Origin of the sequence: Streptomyces sp. CA-250714 (genome assembly GCF_050936705.1) — a bacterium.
In the GTDB taxonomy this organism is placed as follows: Bacteria; Actinomycetota; Actinomycetes; order Streptomycetales; family Streptomycetaceae; genus Streptomyces.
The window spans coordinates 1,790,903-1,807,311 of record NZ_JBNJMI010000002.1 but is presented as its reverse complement, the minus strand read 5'-3'; the positions used below and the strand labels follow the sequence as shown (position 1 = coordinate 1,807,311).

At 70.3% G+C, this 16,409-nt stretch carries 13 protein-coding genes; 8 read left to right on the top strand and 5 right to left on the bottom strand.

Annotation, left to right across the window (positions count from 1 at the left end; genetic code table 11):
• Positions 1-194: 194 nt before the first annotated feature.
• The 4 genes from ACQEU8_RS26970 (at position 195) to ACQEU8_RS26955 (ending at position 9,323) form a co-directional block, all read left to right on the top strand.
• A complete protein-coding gene (locus ACQEU8_RS26970) occupies positions 195-1,394 on the top strand; it encodes a cytochrome P450 (protein WP_433108738.1) in 1,200 nt (399 codons plus the stop codon).
• Positions 1,395-2,759, top strand: a complete 1,365-nt coding sequence (locus tag ACQEU8_RS26965) for a cytochrome P450 family protein (protein ID WP_433105502.1) — start codon at positions 1,395-1,397, stop codon at positions 2,757-2,759.
• Between the two features lie 476 nt (positions 2,760-3,235).
• On the top strand, positions 3,236-7,864 hold the full coding sequence (gene gltB, locus ACQEU8_RS26960; RefSeq protein ID WP_433105500.1) for a glutamate synthase large subunit: 4,629 nt from the start codon (positions 3,236-3,238) through the stop codon (positions 7,862-7,864).
• A complete protein-coding gene (locus ACQEU8_RS26955; protein ID WP_433105498.1) occupies positions 7,857-9,323 on the top strand; it encodes a glutamate synthase subunit beta in 1,467 nt (488 codons plus the stop codon). Before gltB ends, ACQEU8_RS26955 begins: the two co-directional genes overlap by 8 nt.
• A 99-nt stretch (positions 9,324-9,422) precedes the next feature.
• Here the strand turns inward: ACQEU8_RS26955 and ACQEU8_RS26950 are convergent, their stop codons facing one another.
• From ACQEU8_RS26950 to ACQEU8_RS26940, 3 genes are all read right to left on the bottom strand, one after another.
• The gene (locus tag ACQEU8_RS26950) at positions 9,423-10,511 is read right to left on the bottom strand and encodes a hypothetical protein (RefSeq protein ID WP_433105497.1); all 1,089 of its coding nucleotides are present in this window, start codon (positions 10,509-10,511) and stop codon (positions 9,423-9,425) included.
• Positions 10,499-11,158: a hypothetical protein gene (locus ACQEU8_RS26945; RefSeq protein ID WP_433105495.1), complete on the bottom strand. Its 660-nt coding sequence runs from the start codon at positions 11,156-11,158 to the stop codon at positions 10,499-10,501. The genes ACQEU8_RS26950 and ACQEU8_RS26945 overlap by 13 nt, the downstream gene beginning before the upstream one ends.
• A gap of 121 nt (positions 11,159-11,279) precedes the next feature.
• Positions 11,280-11,843 (bottom strand): MarR family winged helix-turn-helix transcriptional regulator, encoded by a 564-nt coding sequence (locus ACQEU8_RS26940; protein WP_433105493.1) that lies wholly within the window; start codon positions 11,841-11,843, stop codon positions 11,280-11,282.
• 66 nt (positions 11,844-11,909) lie between these two features.
• On the opposite strand from ACQEU8_RS26940, the gene ACQEU8_RS26935 reads away from it, so the two are divergent.
• The 3 genes from ACQEU8_RS26935 (at position 11,910) to ACQEU8_RS26925 (ending at position 14,395) form a co-directional block, all read left to right on the top strand.
• Positions 11,910-12,638 carry an SDR family NAD(P)-dependent oxidoreductase gene (locus ACQEU8_RS26935; RefSeq protein WP_433105491.1) on the top strand — a complete coding sequence of 243 codons (729 nt, stop codon included), beginning with the start codon at positions 11,910-11,912 and terminating at the stop codon, positions 12,636-12,638.
• A gap of 87 nt (positions 12,639-12,725) precedes the next feature.
• Complete coding sequence (gene dapA / locus ACQEU8_RS26930; RefSeq protein ID WP_433105489.1) at positions 12,726-13,658, top strand: 4-hydroxy-tetrahydrodipicolinate synthase; 933 nt, start codon at positions 12,726-12,728, stop codon at positions 13,656-13,658.
• Between the two features lie 5 nt (positions 13,659-13,663).
• Positions 13,664-14,395, top strand: coding sequence for a maleylpyruvate isomerase family mycothiol-dependent enzyme (locus ACQEU8_RS26925; protein ID WP_433105487.1), 732 nt, complete (start codon positions 13,664-13,666; stop codon positions 14,393-14,395).
• Positions 14,396-14,432: 37 nt separating this feature from the next.
• Here the strand turns inward: ACQEU8_RS26925 and ACQEU8_RS26920 are convergent, their stop codons facing one another.
• Positions 14,433-15,293 carry an NAD(P)H-binding protein gene (locus ACQEU8_RS26920; RefSeq protein ID WP_433105485.1) on the bottom strand — a complete coding sequence of 287 codons (861 nt, stop codon included), beginning with the start codon at positions 15,291-15,293 and terminating at the stop codon, positions 14,433-14,435.
• Positions 15,290-15,718 carry a nuclear transport factor 2 family protein gene (locus ACQEU8_RS26915; protein ID WP_433105483.1) on the bottom strand — a complete coding sequence of 143 codons (429 nt, stop codon included), beginning with the start codon at positions 15,716-15,718 and terminating at the stop codon, positions 15,290-15,292. Before ACQEU8_RS26915 ends, ACQEU8_RS26920 begins: the two co-directional genes overlap by 4 nt.
• Before the next feature lie 100 nt (positions 15,719-15,818).
• Between ACQEU8_RS26915 and ACQEU8_RS26910 the strand changes: the two genes are divergently transcribed.
• On the top strand, positions 15,819-16,394 hold the full coding sequence (locus tag ACQEU8_RS26910; protein WP_433105481.1) for a TetR/AcrR family transcriptional regulator: 576 nt from the start codon (positions 15,819-15,821) through the stop codon (positions 16,392-16,394).
• Positions 16,395-16,409 lie beyond the last annotated feature (15 nt).

The following is a 16,409-nucleotide window of genomic DNA, read 5'->3' as shown; positions in this document are numbered from 1 at the left end:
GGCACGAAGTGACACCTGCGAACACTCCAAGTGCCGCCGCCCCCAGGGGAGTTACGACCGTGACCAGTCAGCCCCAGCCCTACGAGCCCGCCGCCGCGCACGGCCCACCGGCCGCGAGCGCCCCTTCCGCGGAGCGCCGGGGGTGCCCGGCCAAGGCGGGCGGCGGCCAAGGCGCCCCGGGGCCGGTCCCGCTCATGGGCCCCCGGTTCCACACCGACCTGGAGGCGGTCTACCGGGACATGCGCCGCGACCACGGCCCCGTCGTCCCCGTGACCCTCCCCGGCGACGTACCCGCCTGGCTCGTCATCGGCTACCGCGAGCTCTACCAGGTCACCACCGACCCGGTGCTCTTCCCCCGCGACCAGGGGCTGTGGAACCAGTGGGACACCCTCCCCGAGGACTGGCCGCTGCGCCCGATGATCGGCACCCGGCAGCCCTCGGTCTACTTCACCGTCGGCGAGGAGCACCGCCGCCATCTGGCCATGGTCCAGTACGCGCTGGAGAGCGTGGACCACATCGAACTGCGCCGCACCGCCGAGGAGATCGCCGACCGGCTCATCGACGGCTTCTGCGGCGCGGGCGAGTCCGAGATCGTCTCCGCGTACGCAAAGCCGCTGCCGCTGCTCACCCTCGCCCGCATCCTGGGCTTCCCGGACTCCGACGGGCCCGAGCTGATCCGCTTCCTGACGGACATGTGCGACGGCGGCCCCGACGCGCTGGCCGGGTTCGAGCAGGCTCTGGCCCTCATGCAGCGGCTGGTCGTCCGCAAACACCTCTCCCCGGGCGCCGACGTGGTCTCCGCCATGCTGGCCCATCCCTCGGAGTTCACCGACGAGGCCTACGCCCTCAATCTCATGGCCATCACCTCCGCCGGGTTCCTCCCGACAGCCGACTGGATCGGCAACTCGGTGCGGCTGATGCTCACCGACGAACGCTTCGCCGCCTCGCTGACCGGAGGCCGGCACAGCATCCCCGAGGCCATGAACGAAGTGCTGTGGGAAGACACCCCCACCCAGATCCTGGCCGGCCGCTGGGCCGCGCGCGACACCCGGCTGGGCGGCCAGGTGATCGCCCAGGGCGACATGCTGCTGCTCGGCCTCGCCGGCGCCAACGGCGACCCGACGGCGCACACCCAGGACAGCGCGGACGGCCTGCGCAACAGCAACTTCGCCCACTTCGCCTTCAGCCACGGCGAGTACCAGTGCCCCTTCCCGGCGCAGGAGATCGCCGAAGTCATCGCCAGAACGGGCATCGAGGTGCTGCTGGACCGGCTGCCCGACCTCGAACTGGCCGTCGCGCCCAGCACCCTGGCCCGCCGCCCCTCGCCCTTCCTGCGCGGCATGACGGTGCTCCCCGTCCGGTTCGCCACCACACCCCCGTACGGAGGCCGCTGAATGAACGGGAACGGACAGCCGCGGACCACTGCGAGCGCCGCACATCCCGGCGCCGGGACGGCAGCCCCCGGCCCGGACGGCTGCCCGGCGGGCGGGGGAGCGGCGCCCGGTTCCGGCAGCTGTCCGGTCACCGTCGACCGGGTCGCCGTCGAACCGCTGGCCATCGACCCGCTCGTCGGCACCCTCGCCGAGGAGACCGAGGCGCTGCGCACCGCCGGGCCGCTCGCCAGGATCGATCTCATGGGCGCCGAGGCATGGACGGTCACCACCCACGCCGAAGCGCGCAAGCTGCTCACCGACACCCGGCTGGTCAAGGACATCACCCGCTGGAACCTGTGGCGCAGCGGCGCGATCGACGCGAGCTGGCCGCTGATCGGCATGGTCGACGCGGGCCGCTCCATGTTCACCGTCGACGGCGCCGAGCACCGGCGGCTGCGGGTCAAGACGGCGCAGGCCCTCACCCCGCGCCGGCTGGAGGCGATCCGGCCCGCCGTCGAACGGATCACCGGTCGGCTGCTGGACGCGATGGAGGAGCACGCCGCACACGCCCCCGACGCGCCCCTCGATCTGAAGTCGGCCTTCGCGCAGCCGCTGCCGATGTCGGTGGTCTGCTCCCTGATGGGTGTCGATCCCGCGCTGGAGCCACGGCTGCACCGGCTGTACGAGGCGTTCTTCTCGATGCTGACGCCGCAGGACGAGCGGCTCGCCGTCATCGAGGAGCTGGACTGCCTCTACGCGGAGATGGTCCGGGACAAGACCGCGTCCCCCGGCGACGACCTGACCAGCGCCCTCATACTGGCCGACGAGGGCGGCGAGCCGCTGACCGCCGAGGAGGTACGCGGCAATCTGGAGGCCATGGTCGCCGCCGGGCACGAGACCACGGTGACCCTGATCCTGTGCGCCGTACGGGCGCTGCTCACCCATCCGGACCAGCTGCGCCTGGTGCTGGACGGCGAGGTGGGCTGGGAGGCGGTCATCGAGGAGACGCTGCGCTGGGAGTCGCCCTCCACCCATCTGCTGATGCGGTTCGCGACCTCCGACATCGAGGTCGGTGACGTGGTGGTGCGCGAGGGGGAGGGGGTGGTCATGTCCTACCGGGCCATCGGGAGGGACCGCGCGCAGCATGGGGACGACGCCGACTGCTTCGACGTGCGCAGGCCCGCGCCCATCCGGCACCTGGCCTTCGGGCACGGGCCGCACATCTGCCCCGGCGCCGCGTTGTCCCGGCTGGAGGCGTCGGTCGCGCTACCCGCGTTGTTCGAGCGCTTCCCCGCGCTGTCGCTGGCCGTCCCCGTCGCGGAGATCCGCAATCGGCCGGTGCTGACGCAGAACGAGCTGGAGTCGCTGCCGGTGCGGTTGCGGTAGGCCGATATGGGGGGCAGCTCCTCCCGCGAAGCTTGGGCAGTCTGCGCCAGGGGCGCAGGGTGGGCAAGCGCAGCCCCCCATGCGGGACACGCAGGCTGTGACCCGGTTCATGGCACGCGCGGCGGCAAACGTCGCATGATCCTTGTGTTACCCGGCGGTTTCAGCTTGCGTATGGCTGGGCAGAAGTCCGTAACGCCGCCGGCAATGACGCCTGCGTGCGAGAGAACACCGCTCGTTCACTCGGGGCCACCCACCCCGAACCCTCTGTGCAGGTTCCTTCAGGTCCCATAAGGGCCATCCCGCGTCGGCGCGCTCACACAGCTGCGCCCGCGTTCGTATGGTGAGATGCGGCTTCCACTTTCCGGGAAGTCGGCCACCATGTAACCTGCACGAAAATTTCTGCACCACGTTTTGCCACATGAGGGCCAACGTCGTCCCTCGGTACGTACCACTGCCACGAGACGACGGGAGAGCCGATGCGTGCTGCGCCGACAGCGGATTGGGCCGCCCACCACCCTGCCAAGCAGGGGATGTACGACCCCCGATACGAGCACGACGCCTGTGGTGTCGGCTTCGTGGCGACCCTGACCGGTGAGCCCAGCCATGAGCTGGTCGAAAAGGCGCTGACCGTGCTCCGTAACCTCGAGCACCGGGGCGCCACCGGATCGGACCCGGACACCGGGGACGGCGCCGGCATCCTGCTTCAGGTCCCCGACGCCTTCCTCCGCGAGAGCGTTCCGTTCGCGCTGCCCGAGCCGGGCTCCTACGCCGTCGGCATCGCCTTCCTGCCCCAGCAGGAGGAGGACCCCGGGGCCACCTCGGCGGCCGTCTCGCACATCGAGACACTGGCGTCCGAGGAGGGGCTGACGGTGCTCGGCTGGCGCGAGGTGCCCGTAGCGCCCGAGCTGCTGGGCCCCGGCGCCCGCGCCACCATGCCGACGTTCCGGCAGCTGTTCGTCGCCGACGCCGAGGGCAAGCGCAGCGACATCGCTCTCGACCGGCTGGCGTTCGTGCTGCGCAAGCGCGCCGAGCGCGAGGCGGGCGTGTACTTCCCCTCGCTGTCCGCGCGCACCCTGGTCTACAAGGGCATGCTGACGACCGGGCAGCTGGAGCCGTTCTTCCCCGACCTGTCGGACCGCCGCTTCGCCACCGCCATCGCGCTGGTGCACTCGCGCTTCTCCACCAACACCTTCCCGAGCTGGCCGCTGGCCCACCCGTACCGGTTCGTCGCGCACAACGGTGAGATCAACACAGTGCAGGGCAACCGCAACTGGATGCGCGCCCGCGAGTCGCAGCTCGCCTCCGAACTCTTCAGCCGCGAGCACGGCGGAGGGCACGAGACGCTGGAGCGGATCTTCCCCGTCTGTACGGAGGGCGCCTCCGACTCGGCGACCTTCGACGAGGTGCTGGAGCTGCTGCACCTGGGCGGGCGTTCGCTGCCGCACTCGGTGCTGATGATGGTGCCCGAGGCCTGGGAGAGCGCCGAGTCGCAGGACTCCATGGACCCCGCGCGCAGGGCCTTCTACCAGTACCACTCCACGATGATGGAGCCCTGGGACGGCCCCGCCTGCGTCACCTTCACCGACGGCACCCAGGTCGGCGCCGTTCTCGACCGCAACGGACTGCGTCCCGGCCGGTACTGGGTCACCGACGACGGGCTCGTCGTCCTCGCCTCCGAGGTAGGTGTCCTCGACATCGACCCGGCCAAGGTCGTGCGCAAGGGCCGGCTCCAGCCCGGCCGGATGTTCCTGGTGGACACCGCCGAGAAGCGGATCATCGAGGACGACGAGATCAAGGCGCAGCTGGCCGCCGAGCACCCGTACCAGGAGTGGCTGGACGCCGGCCTGATCGAGCTGGCCGACCTGCCCGAGCGCGAGCACATCGTGCACACCCACGCCTCGGTCACCCGCCGCCAGCAGACCTTCGGCTACACCGAGGAGGAGCTGCGGGTCCTGCTCGCCCCGATGGCCCGCAGCGGTGCCGAGCCGATCGGCTCCATGGGCACCGACTCGCCCATCGCGGCGCTCTCCGAGCGGCCCCGGCTGATCTTCGACTACTTCACCCAGCTGTTCGCGCAGGTCACCAACCCGCCGCTGGACGCGATCCGCGAGGAGCTGGTCACCTCGCTGTACTCGTCGCTGGGCCCGCAGGGCAATCTGCTGGACCCGACGGCCGCCTCCTGCCGCAGCGTCACACTGCCGTTCCCCGTCATCGACAACGACGAGCTGGCCAAGCTCATCCACATCAACGCCGACGGCGATCTGCCGGGCTTCAAGTCCGCCACGCTCTCCGGGCTCTACCGAGTCGCCGAAGGAGGGGACGGCCTCGCGGCCCGTATCGAGCAGATCTGTGCGGAGGCCGACGCGGCGCTCGAATCCGGGGCCCGGCTCATCGTGCTGTCCGACCGGCACTCGGACGCCGAGCACGCGCCGATCCCGTCGCTGCTGCTCACCTCGGCCGTGCACCACCACCTCATCCGCACCAAGCAGCGCACCCAGGTCGGGCTGCTGGTCGAGGCCGGTGACGTACGCGAGGTGCACCATGTCGCGCTGCTCATCGGCTACGGCGCCGCCGCGGTCAACCCGTACCTGGCCATGGAGTCCGTCGAGGACCTGGTGCGCGCCGGTACGTTCCTGCCCGGCGCCGAGGAGCTGCCGCCCGAGCAGGCCATCCGCAACCTGATCTACGCGCTGGGCAAGGGCGTGCTGAAGGTGATGTCCAAGATGGGCATCTCCACCGTCGCCTCCTACCGTGGCGCACAGGTCTTCGAGGCCGTCGGACTGGACGAGTCGTTCGTCGACACCTACTTCCACGGCACCACCACCAAGATCGGTGGCGCCGGTATCGACGTCATCGCCAAGGAGGTGGCGGCCCGGCACGCCAAGGCGTACCCGTCCTCCGGGATCGCGCCCGCGCACCGGCTGCTGGACATCGGCGGCGAGTACCAGTGGCGCCGCGAGGGCGAGCCGCACCTGTTCGACCCGGAGACCGTCTTCCGGCTCCAGCACTCCACCCGGCAGCGCCGCTACGACATCTTCAAGCAGTACACCCAGCGGGTGGACGAGCAGTCCGAGCGGCTGATGACGCTGCGCGGCCTGTTCTCCCTCAAGAACGACCGCCCCTCGATCCCCGTCGAGGAGGTCGAGCCCGCGAGTGAGATCGTCAAGCGGTTCTCCACCGGCGCCATGTCCTACGGCTCCATCTCGCAGGAGGCGCACGAGACGCTGGCGATCGCCATGAACCAGCTCGGCGGCAAGTCCAACACCGGCGAGGGCGGCGAGGACCCCGAGCGGCTGTACGACCCGGCCCGGCGCTCCGCGATCAAGCAGGTCGCCTCCGGCCGGTTCGGCGTCACCTCCGAGTACCTCGTCAACGCCGACGACATCCAGATCAAGATGGCCCAGGGCGCCAAGCCCGGCGAGGGCGGCCAGCTCCCTGGCCACAAGGTCTACCCGTGGGTTGCCAGGACCCGGCACTCCACGCCCGGCGTCGGCCTCATCTCGCCGCCGCCGCACCACGACATCTACTCCATCGAGGACCTCGCCCAGCTCATCCACGACCTGAAGAACGCCAACCCGGCAGCCCGCGTCCATGTGAAGCTGGTCTCCGAAGTCGGCGTCGGCACGGTCGCGGCGGGCGTCTCCAAGGCCCACGCGGACGTCGTGCTCATCTCCGGGCACGACGGCGGCACCGGCGCCTCCCCGCTCACCTCGCTCAAGCACGCGGGCGGCCCCTGGGAGCTGGGCCTGGCCGAGACACAGCAGACGCTGCTGCTCAACGGGCTGCGCGACCGGATCGTCGTACAGACCGACGGCCAGCTCAAGACCGGCCGTGACGTGATCATCGCCGCGCTGCTGGGCGCCGAGGAGTTCGGCTTCGCCACCGCGCCGCTGGTCGTCTCCGGCTGCGTGATGATGCGCGTCTGCCATCTGGACACCTGCCCGGTCGGCATCGCCACCCAGAACCCGGTGCTGCGCGAGCGCTACAGCGGCAAGGCCGAGTACGTCGTCAACTTCTTCGAGTTCATCGCCGAAGAGGTCCGCGAACTCCTCGCCGAGCTGGGCTTCCGCACCCTGGACGAGGCCATCGGGCACGCCGAACTGCTCGACACCTCCCGCGCCGTGAACCACTGGAAGGCCCAGGGCTTCGACCTGGCGCCGCTGCTGCACGTGCCCGAACTGCCCGAGGGCGCCGTACTGCACCAGGCCACCGCGCAGGACCACGGCCTGGAGAAGGCGCTGGACAACCAGCTCATCAAGCTGGCGGCCGACGCGCTCCAGGCCGACACCGCCGAGCAGGCCGAGCCGGTCCGCGCCCAGGTCGCGATCCGCAACGTCAACCGGACCGTCGGCACCATGCTCGGGCACGAGGTCACCAAGAAGTTCGGCGGCGCCGGACTGCCCGACGACACCATCGACATCACCTTCACCGGTTCCGCGGGCCAGTCGTTCGGCGCCTTCGTACCGCGCGGCATCACACTGCGGCTGGAGGGCGACGCCAACGACTATGTCGGCAAGGGCCTGTCCGGCGGCCGCGTGATCGTCCGCCCCGACCGGGGCGCCGACCACCTCGCCGAGTACTCCACCATCGCGGGCAACACCCTCGCCTACGGCGCCACCGGCGGCGAGATCTTCCTGCGCGGCCGGGTCGGCGAACGCTTCTGCGTCCGCAACTCCGGTGCCCTGGTCGTCTCCGAAGGCGTGGGCGACCACGGCTGCGAGTACATGACCGGCGGCGCGGCCGTCGTCCTCGGCAGCACGGGGCGCAACTTCGGCGCCGGCATGTCCGGCGGTACCGCCTACGTCATCGACCTGGACCTGGCGAACGTCAACGCAGGGCTGCGCGGTGCCGTCGAGGAGCTGACCGACGACGACAAGACGTGGCTGCACGAGGTCGTGCGACGCCACCAGGAGGAGACCGGCTCGACCGTGGCCGCCAAGCTCCTCGCCGACTGGGACGGACCGAACGGGGCGCTCAGCCGCTTCAGCAAGGTCCTGCCCGCCACGTACAAGGCTGTGCTCGCCGCCAAGGACGCCGCCGAGCGAGCGGGGCTCAGTGAGTCCGAGACCCACGAGAAGATGATGGAGGCGGCGACCAATGGCTGACCCCAAGGGCTTCCTGAACACCGACCGCGAGGTCGCCAAGACCCGCCCTGTCGAGGAGCGGGTCAAGGACTGGAACGAGGTCTACGTACCCGGCTCCCTGCTGCCCATCATCAGCAAGCAGGCCGGGCGCTGCATGGACTGCGGCATCCCCTTCTGCCACAACGGCTGTCCGCTGGGGAACCTCATCCCCGAGTGGAACGACTACGCCTACCGCGGCGACTGGGACGCCGCGAGCGAGCGGCTGCACGCCACGAACAACTTCCCCGAGTTCACCGGGCGGCTGTGCCCGGCGCCGTGCGAGTCGGCGTGCGTGCTGGGCATCAACCAGCCGGCGGTCACCATCAAGAACGTCGAGGTCTCCATCATCGACAAGGCGTGGGAGACCGGCGGCGTCACCCCGCAGCCCCCGGAGCGGCTCAGCGGCAAGACCGTCGCCGTCATCGGCTCGGGCCCCGCAGGACTGGCCGCCGCCCAGCAGCTGACCCGCGCAGGCCACACGGTGGCCGTCTACGAGCGCGCGGACCGTATCGGAGGTCTCCTCCGTTACGGCATCCCCGAGTTCAAGATGGAGAAGCGGCACATCAACCGCCGTATCGAGCAGATGCGCGCTGAGGGCACCAAGTTCCGTACCGGTGTGGAGATCGGCCGCGACATCGACGCGCGGAAGCTGCGCAAGCGGTACGACGCGGTCGTCATCGCGGCGGGCGCCACCACGCCGCGTGACCTGCCGGTCCCCGGCCGCGAGCTGAACGGCATCCACCAGGCGATGGAGTACCTGCCGCTGTCCAACAAGGTGCAGGAGGGCGACTTCGTGACGCCCCCCATCACCGCCGAGGGCAAGCACGTCGTCGTCATCGGCGGCGGCGACACCGGTGCCGACTGCGTCGGCACCGCGCACCGGCAGGGCGCGGCCTCCGTCACCCAGCTGGAGATCATGCCCAAGCCGGGCGAGGAGCGGGACCCGGCCCGCCAGCCGTGGCCGACCTTCCCCATGCTCTACAAGGTCACCAGCGCCCACGAAGAGGGCGGCGAGCGGGTCTACTCCGTCAACACCACCCACTTCGAGGGCGACGAGGACGGCAACGTCCAGTGGCTGCACCTGGTCGAGGTGGAGATGGTGGACGGCAAGCTGGAGCCCAAGCCCGGCACGGAGCGGAAGATCCCCGCCCAACTGGTCACCCTCGCCATGGGCTTCACCGGCGTCGACCGGGAGAACGGCCTGGTCGAGCAGTTCGGCGTCGAGCTGGACGCCCGCGGCAACATCGCGCGGGACGGCGACTACGCCACCAACGTCCCCGGCGTCTACGTCGCCGGTGACGCGGGCCGCGGCCAGTCGCTGATCGTCTGGGCCATCGCCGAGGGCCGCTCGGCCGCCAAGGCGGTCGACCGCCACCTCACCGGTGAGAGCAGCACCCTGCACGCGCCGATCCGCCCGACGGACCGCGCGCTGACGGTCTGACCCCCTGCTTCCGTACAAGGGCGTACGGACGACGCGGCGCCTGCCAGTCCCCGACCGGGTTGTGGCAGGCGCCGCGGTGTGTGTCCGTCCGGCGGTTCGTCAGTCCCGGACGATGGACTGGATTTCCTTCACCGTGACGTCCTTGGTTTCGCTGAAAGTGCCGGCCGGCAGATCGCCGCCGGTGCCGTCGGAACCCTTCCAGCTGATGTTCCAGGTGAGCGTCGCCTTCAGCGGATAGGACCCGTTCTTTCCGCTGGCCCGCAGATACCTGATCCCGCACGGCGGAGTCCGGTCCTTCTTCCCCGCCGAGTACTCCTCGCCCAGCTGGCCGTTCTTCACCACGCACTTTCCGGACCCGGGGTAGGTCTTGGCATCGCCGGTGCCGGGTTCGAGCGTGAGGGAAGTGGGCTTGGCGGTGGTGGTCGCCGAGAGGTGGGTGCCGTCGGCGAGGTCCAGCGACGCCGTCACATCCACCGGCTTGAACTTGCCCTTGTCCAGCCACACCCAGGTGTCGAGATTCACCGTCTGCTTGTTCTCCGGGTTCAGCGAGATCTCGGTCCCCGGAATGGGCAGTTCCTCGTACGCGTACTGCGCGAGGATCTTCGGGCTGACGGCGAGCGGCATGCTCTTCGGGGGCTTCCCCTTGGGCACCCAGATCGCGTGCTCGCTGCATGCGTCCGCCTTCGGGTCATCCGCCTTGTTGGGATTCCGCACCCCCTCCCAGAACATCCCCTCGCCCTGCTTGTCGATGTTGTAGTCCTTGTATTTGTCGGTCTGGTAGTAGTTGTCGAGAACGTTCTTGGCCTGGCCGCGGAGGGCGTTGGAGAGATCCGTGGCGTCGGTGCTGGGCGCGAGAATCGATCCCTCGTCCTTGTCCTTCTTCTTCGGCTTCTTCGGCTTCAGGCTCTCGATCTGCTCCTTGAGCTCCTTGGGAGTGGTCTTCGGCTCATACCAGCACGCCGGAGGCTCCCAGTTGGGGTCCTTGGGGTTCAGCTTGACGGTGTTCTTTCCCCCACCGCCGCCGCCGGTTATCTGGACGTGGGAGACCTCGGCCGCCGCTTTGCCGTTGCTGGCGGAGCCGCTGGCCCGGTCTCCTCGCCTCTTCTCTGCTTGTGCCGGTGACCCCATGGAGAGGGAGACTCCGACGACCAGAGAGAGAGCGACACCTGCCTTCGCTACTTTTCGCATTCCTCTGCTCCCCGTTTCGTCTGGCTGGAATAGGCCTGCCAGATTCCGCTCTTGCTCTGCCGCATGCGGCTGGTTTCCAGCGTGTCCCTCTTGTCGTCGGACTCGTAGGGGTCGAGCTTTCCCGTCTTCAGGTTTTTGTCGTTCGCCTTCGAGTCGTCGACGCAGTAGGAGACTTGCGCGGTGCTGCCGTCGAGGATTTTGACCTGCTGGTTGTAGTAACGGGTGACGCCTGCCCAGCTGTACTGATCATCGGTGTACTCCTCGATGTATTTGGTGGCATCGATGAATGCCTGACCATCGGCGTACAGCTTCAGATCGTTCACGCTCTTTCCTGTGGTGATGATCCGGTCCACCACATTGATCCGCGCCTGGTTGTCCGCCAGGACCTCATCCTTCTTCGGGTCACCGGTCTTCGCGTCCTCGAAGACGTTCTTCGCGTCCTTCGCCAGCTTGATCTCCTCGGGCGCCTGGCGCCCGGATCCAGCCGAACTCTTCGACGGGGAGGGGGACTTGGACTCCGCCTTGCCCTCTCCCTTGGCGCCGTCGATCTTGTCCTTCGACCCGCCGTCGCTCCCGCACGCGCCCAGGAGGAGGGACGCGGCGAGGGCTGCTGCGGTCCACATCGCTGTGCTGGCCTGCTTATTCATGCGCAAGTTCTCTCAGCTCTCTGTCCGTGGGCGCCGGCGGTACGAATCACCCGCAGTTTTGATCACTTAAAGTTACTACAGTGAAAGGAGTGCCGAACAGTCCTCAGTCCGGTTCTCCCACTCAGTCCGGTTCTCCCACTTGTGTCAATCGGTGATCATTCAACTGCCGTTGCACGTCCTGGAGGAGAACACGCAGCAACTCGGCGAGCTGGTTCTGCTGGTCGGGGTCGAGGCCCGTCAGTAGTTCGGCCTCCCGGGTGAGGACCTGGTCGACGGTGGACTCGACCAATTCGTGTCCGGCCGGGGTCAGTTCGACCAGGACCGAGCGGCGGCGGCCGCCCCCGGGGCGGCGGGTGACCAGGCCCTCCCGTTCGGCGCGGGCCACCCGCTGGGAGATGGCGCCCGCGGTGATCATGGAGCGGTCGGCCAGTTCCCGCGTGGTGAGGGTGTACGGCTCACCCGCGCGCCGGAGCACGCTGAGCAGATCCAGGGTTGCGGTGTCCACGCCCGCGCGGGCGAGCACGCGGCGGCGGTCGTCGCCGAACAGCTTGGCCAGCCGCCAGAGCGGGGTGACGATGCCGATCGAGGAGACCGGCGTGCCGGGGCGCTCGCGCCTCCACGCTGCGGCGATGTCCGCCACGGGGTAGTCGCCCGCGCTGTCCAGCGGGTAGTGATCGCTTGCCATGGCCCCTTCTTCCCGTGTTATGTTCAGGTCTAAATTTAGGTCTGCACAGAACGTGGAGGACACTCTATGGCACGCGGCATCCTGGTCACCGGCGGTGCGACAGGCATCGGGCTGGCTGTGGCGCGGCACTTCGCGGAACAGGGGGAGGCGGTCGTCATCACGGGCCGCCGGAAGGAGGTACTGGAGGCGGCTGCCGAGGAGATCGGCGCGCGGGCCGTGGTCTGCGACCACACCGACCCGGAAGCGGTGGAGCGGCTGCTGCCCCAGCTGCCCGAGCGGCTGGACGTACTGGTCAACAACGCGGGCGGCAACACCGACTTCGACGCCTCGGAGGACCCCGGAATCAGCCCGTTGGCGGCGTTCGCGCGGAGCTTCCGCGCCAACCTGGACGCCAATCTGCTCAGCGCGGCGTTGACGACCAAGGCGGTCGAGGACCGGCTCGCGGAGGGCGGCGCTGTCATCAGCATCGGCTCCATCGCGGCCGACAAGGGCTCCGGAGCGTACGGGGCGGCCAAGGCGGGCGTCGCCTCCTGGAACCTGGGCCTGGCACAGGAGCTGGGGCGGCGCGGCATCACCGCGAACGTCGTCTCGCCCGGCTACATCGCCGACACCGAGTTCTTCCGCGATCACCTCACGCCCGAGCGGCGCGACCATCTCATCGCCTCCACCGCGCTGGGCCGCCCGGGCGTTCCGGGGGACATCGCGGGAGCCGTCGCCTTCCTGGCCTCGCCCGCGGCACGCGACATCACGGCGCAGGTGCTCAACGTCAACGGCGGGGAACGCGGCACCCGTTGACCGCCGCCGCACAGTGAAGCGCTGCTTATACGCAGGATTCACGGCAATTAAATGGTGCGCGGACCCTCCCGGCCGCACACTCCGGCCATGCCGATCTCCGCAGGGCCCCTGGGCCGTATCGCAGCAGCCATGGTCACCCCGTTCGACGCAGCGGGGGAGCTCGATGTCGAGGGGGCTCGGCGCCTTGCCGTGCACCTGGTGGACGAGGGCGGGTGTGACGCCCTCGTGCTCAGCGGGACGACGGGTGAGTCGCCGACGACCTCCGACGACGAGAAGGCCGCGTTGGTGCGCGCCGTGGTGGCGGAGGTGGGGGACCGGGCGAGCGTGGTGGCGGGGGTCGGCTCCAGCGACACCCGCCACACCGTCGCGCTCGCCCGGGCCGCCGAGGCGGCGGGCGCGCACGGCCTGCTGGTGGTGACGCCGTACTACTCGCGTCCCACCCAGGAGGCCGTGGCGCACCATCTGCGTACGGTGGCCGATGCCACCCGGCTGCCGGTGCTGCTCTACGACATCCCGGGCCGCACCGGAACGGCGCTGACCACCGGCACGCTGCTGCGGCTGGCCGGGCATCCGCGGATCAGGGGCGTGAAGGACTGCGCGTACGACCTGATCAAGTCCTCCCGGGTGATGGCGGACACCGGGCTGGCGTACTACGCGGGCTGCGACGAGTTCGCGCTGCCGCTGCGGGCGATCGGCGGCGCGGGGTGCATCAGCACCGTCGCCAATGTCGCGGCGCCGCTGGTGCGCGGGGTGCTCGACGCCTATGACGCGGGGGAGCACGAGCCGGCGGCGCGTCGCCATCTCGCGCTCGCCCCGCTGACCGAGGCGGTGATGACCGGCCAGCCGGGCACCGTCGCCGTGAAGGCCCTGCTCAACGCGCGCGGCCTGCCCGCGGGCCCGGTGCGGGGCCCACTCCTGGACGCGGGCCCGACGCTGACGGCACATCTGCTGGAGCTGCTGGACAAGGCGGAGACGGCGACAGCGGCGGTGGCCGGGCCGGGGGCCGGGGCGAGGGTCTAGTGTCGGTGCCTGTGATACCTCCTGTTGCGGAAGTGGCCGAGGCCCAGCGAGTGCTCCGAGAGCTGCTCGCCGATGTGGACGACGAGCAGGTGCGGGCGCCGTCCGCGCTGCCCGGCTGGTCGCGTGGGCACGTGCTGGCGCATCTGACCGACAACGCCCGGATGTTCGCCCGCCTCGCCGAGCACGCGCTGCGCGGGGAGCGGGTGCCCGCCTACGACGGGGGACAGGCCGAGCGCGACGCGATCATCGAGGCCACGGCCGGGCGTACGGCAGCGGAGCACCGGGCGGCGCTGGCCGGACACACCCAGGCGCTGATGTCGGTCTGGTCCCGTGCCAAGGCCGAGGACTGGCGGCGTCCCGTCTCGTTCCGGGACGCCGATATCGCCGCGACGGTGTTCGCCCGCTGGCGCGAGGTGTGGATCCATCTGGTCGATCTGGACCTCGGTGTCGGCCCGGCAGCCTGGCCCCCGGAGTTGGCGGGCCATGCCCTGGACTTTCTGCTGGGCAGGCTGCCGCCCGGCACCAGCCTGGTCGCCACGGATCTGGACCGGCGCTGGCACGCCGGCGGGGGCGAGACCGCACCGGACCGCGAAGTGCGCGGCGCCGTACGGGACTTGGCGGCATGGCTGGCCGGGCGGGTGCCGGACTGTCCGCCCCGCTCCCCGGACGGCCTCCCCGAACTGGGCCCCTGGCCACCGCATCCGCCCCAGCAGACCGACCGGACAGTATGGAGCTGAGGACCCGGAGCTGAGGGTCACCCCGGAACGCTGAGCGTCACCCCGGAACGCGAGCGCTCCGCGACAGTTCCCGTACGGCGAACGTGCGGAAGCTGCGGGGCGGGCGCCCCGTGAGGCGCTCGACGGTGTCGGTGGTGCGGTCCTCTGCGCCCTCGGCGATGGCCTGGTCCAGCCCGGCCAGCAGCGCGGCGAACTCCACGGGCAGGACGGCGGCCAGCCGGTCGCGCAACTGCTCGTAGGTCAGCCGCCGGTGGGTGACGGTGCGGCCCGTGACATGGGTGAGGGTGGCGGCGACGTCGTCGTAACTCAGCGCCTGCGGGCCGGTGATGACCAGATCGGTGTTCGGGGCCTGGGCATCGGTCAGCGCGTGTACGGCGACGGCCGCGATGTCGTCGGCGTCCACGAAGCCGACACGGCCCTCGCCGGTCGCGGTCAGGACGGTCCCGTCCGCCCGGAGGGTCTGTGCGTGCGGGTGGTCGCCGGTGAAGTTCTGCATGAACCACGAGGGCCGCAGCACCGCCCACTCCTCGAACAGGCCGGGCAGGGCCTGGTGCACCCGCCCGGTGGCCGGGCCGCCCGCGGGGATCGCCGAGGAGCTGAGCAGCACCGCGCGCCGTACCCCTGCCGCGCGGGCCTGTTCGAGGAAGGGCAGCATGATGCCGGTCGGTTCCGGGTCGCCGAGCGGCGGGATCAGATAGACCCGGTCCGCGCCGTGCAGGGCCTCGCCGTGGCATGCGGGATCGTCCCAGTCGAAGCGGACGGGGCGGGTGCCGGGCACCGCTGTGGCGCGCCGGGAGGCGGCCTTGACGCGGTGTCCTCCGGCGGCGAGCCGGGCGGCGACGCGGCTGCCGGTGGTGCCGGTGGCCCCGATGACGAGAGTGGTGCCGGTGGTGGTCATCGGCTGCTCCGGGTGAAGTCGCTCGCGGGGTCCTGGAGGAGGGTGAGCGGGTTCCAGTAGTCGCGGTAGTGGGTGATGAGGCCCTTCTCGACGGTCACGACAGCGATGTAGGTCATCTCGAAGGGGCTGCCGGTCCGCACGAGACGGCCCACTGCGCGCATCTCGACCACGATGGTGCGTGGGTCGGTGGTCTGGTGGATCTCCAGGTGGGGGAAGTCGTGCAGGTCGATGTGGTCGGGGTAGCCGCGCATGTAGTCGGCGACCGCGGCCTTGCCCGCCAGCCGCCGGGGCCGGCCTTCGGGCGCGAACGGGAACTCGAACACCCCGTCGTCGTCCCACAGCTCGACCCAGGCGGGGATGTTCTTCTCCAGCAGCAGTTGCAGGCCATGGCGGAAGAGGTCCGCCGGTGCCGGGTGAGTGGGCATGGTGCTCCTGTCCCGTACGATGTGGACCTCGGGTCCGTTTCATGTTGGACGATACGGACCCCGGGTCCGTTTTGCAACCGGAGTGGCACGGAGAGACCTCATGCCCGAGCGCAAACCACGCAAGGACGCAGCCCGCAACCGGGCTGCCGTCCTCGCGGCAGCCGACGAGCTGTTCGCCCGCTGCGAGAGCCCCGAGGCCATCACCATGGCGGACGTCGCGGCAGCGGCCGGCGTGGGCAAAGCGACGCTGTTCCGCGCCTTCGGCGACCGCACCGGCCTGATCCGCGCACTGTACGAAGCACGGCTCGAACCGATCAGAAACGCCGTGGAGGAGGGGGAGCCGCCGCTGGGCCCGGCTGCCCCGCCCCACGAACGGGTGTCGGCCCTGCTGGACGCCGTCCTCTGCTTCAAGTTCGACAACCGCCACCTCGCCCTGGCCCTGGAGGGCACCGGCAGCGACAGCCCCTACCAGGCCGCGCACTACGCGCGCTGGCACCGCACACTCCAGGACCTGCTGGAGCAGCTCCCCGGCTTCACCGACGGCGGGTTCACCGCGCACGCGCTGCTCGCCGCCACCCGCGCCGACCTCGTCGAACACCTCGTACGCCACGAACAGGCCGACCGCGAACAGGCGCGGGCCCGACTGGCGGCCTTCACCGCCCGGGTGCTGGGCTGAGCGATCCGCGGGCCC

What these genes read in the sequence shown, in the direction of transcription:
- ACQEU8_RS26965 (WP_433105502.1), top strand. Translation starts at nt 1,395, where the DNA reads ATGAACGGGAACGGACAGCCGCGGACCACTGCGAGCGCCGCACATCCC.
- ACQEU8_RS26940 (WP_433105493.1), bottom strand. Translation starts at nt 11,843, where the DNA reads ATGGCAAGCGATCACTACCCGCTGGACAGCGCGGGCGACTACCCCGTG.
- dapA (WP_433105489.1), top strand. Translation starts at nt 12,726, where the DNA reads ATGCCGATCTCCGCAGGGCCCCTGGGCCGTATCGCAGCAGCCATGGTC.
- ACQEU8_RS26950 (WP_433105497.1), bottom strand. Translation starts at nt 10,511, where the DNA reads ATGCGAAAAGTAGCGAAGGCAGGTGTCGCTCTCTCTCTGGTCGTCGGA.
- ACQEU8_RS26955 (WP_433105498.1), top strand. Translation starts at nt 7,857, where the DNA reads ATGGCTGACCCCAAGGGCTTCCTGAACACCGACCGCGAGGTCGCCAAG.
- ACQEU8_RS26915 (WP_433105483.1), bottom strand. Translation starts at nt 15,718, where the DNA reads ATGCCCACTCACCCGGCACCGGCGGACCTCTTCCGCCATGGCCTGCAA.
- ACQEU8_RS26945 (WP_433105495.1), bottom strand. Translation starts at nt 11,158, where the DNA reads ATGAATAAGCAGGCCAGCACAGCGATGTGGACCGCAGCAGCCCTCGCC.
- ACQEU8_RS26920 (WP_433105485.1), bottom strand. Translation starts at nt 15,293, where the DNA reads ATGACCACCACCGGCACCACTCTCGTCATCGGGGCCACCGGCACCACC.
- ACQEU8_RS26970 (WP_433108738.1), top strand. Translation starts at nt 195, where the DNA reads ATGGGCCCCCGGTTCCACACCGACCTGGAGGCGGTCTACCGGGACATG.
- ACQEU8_RS26935 (WP_433105491.1), top strand. Translation starts at nt 11,910, where the DNA reads ATGGCACGCGGCATCCTGGTCACCGGCGGTGCGACAGGCATCGGGCTG.
- ACQEU8_RS26910 (WP_433105481.1), top strand. Translation starts at nt 15,819, where the DNA reads ATGCCCGAGCGCAAACCACGCAAGGACGCAGCCCGCAACCGGGCTGCC.
- gltB (WP_433105500.1), top strand. Translation starts at nt 3,236, where the DNA reads ATGCGTGCTGCGCCGACAGCGGATTGGGCCGCCCACCACCCTGCCAAG.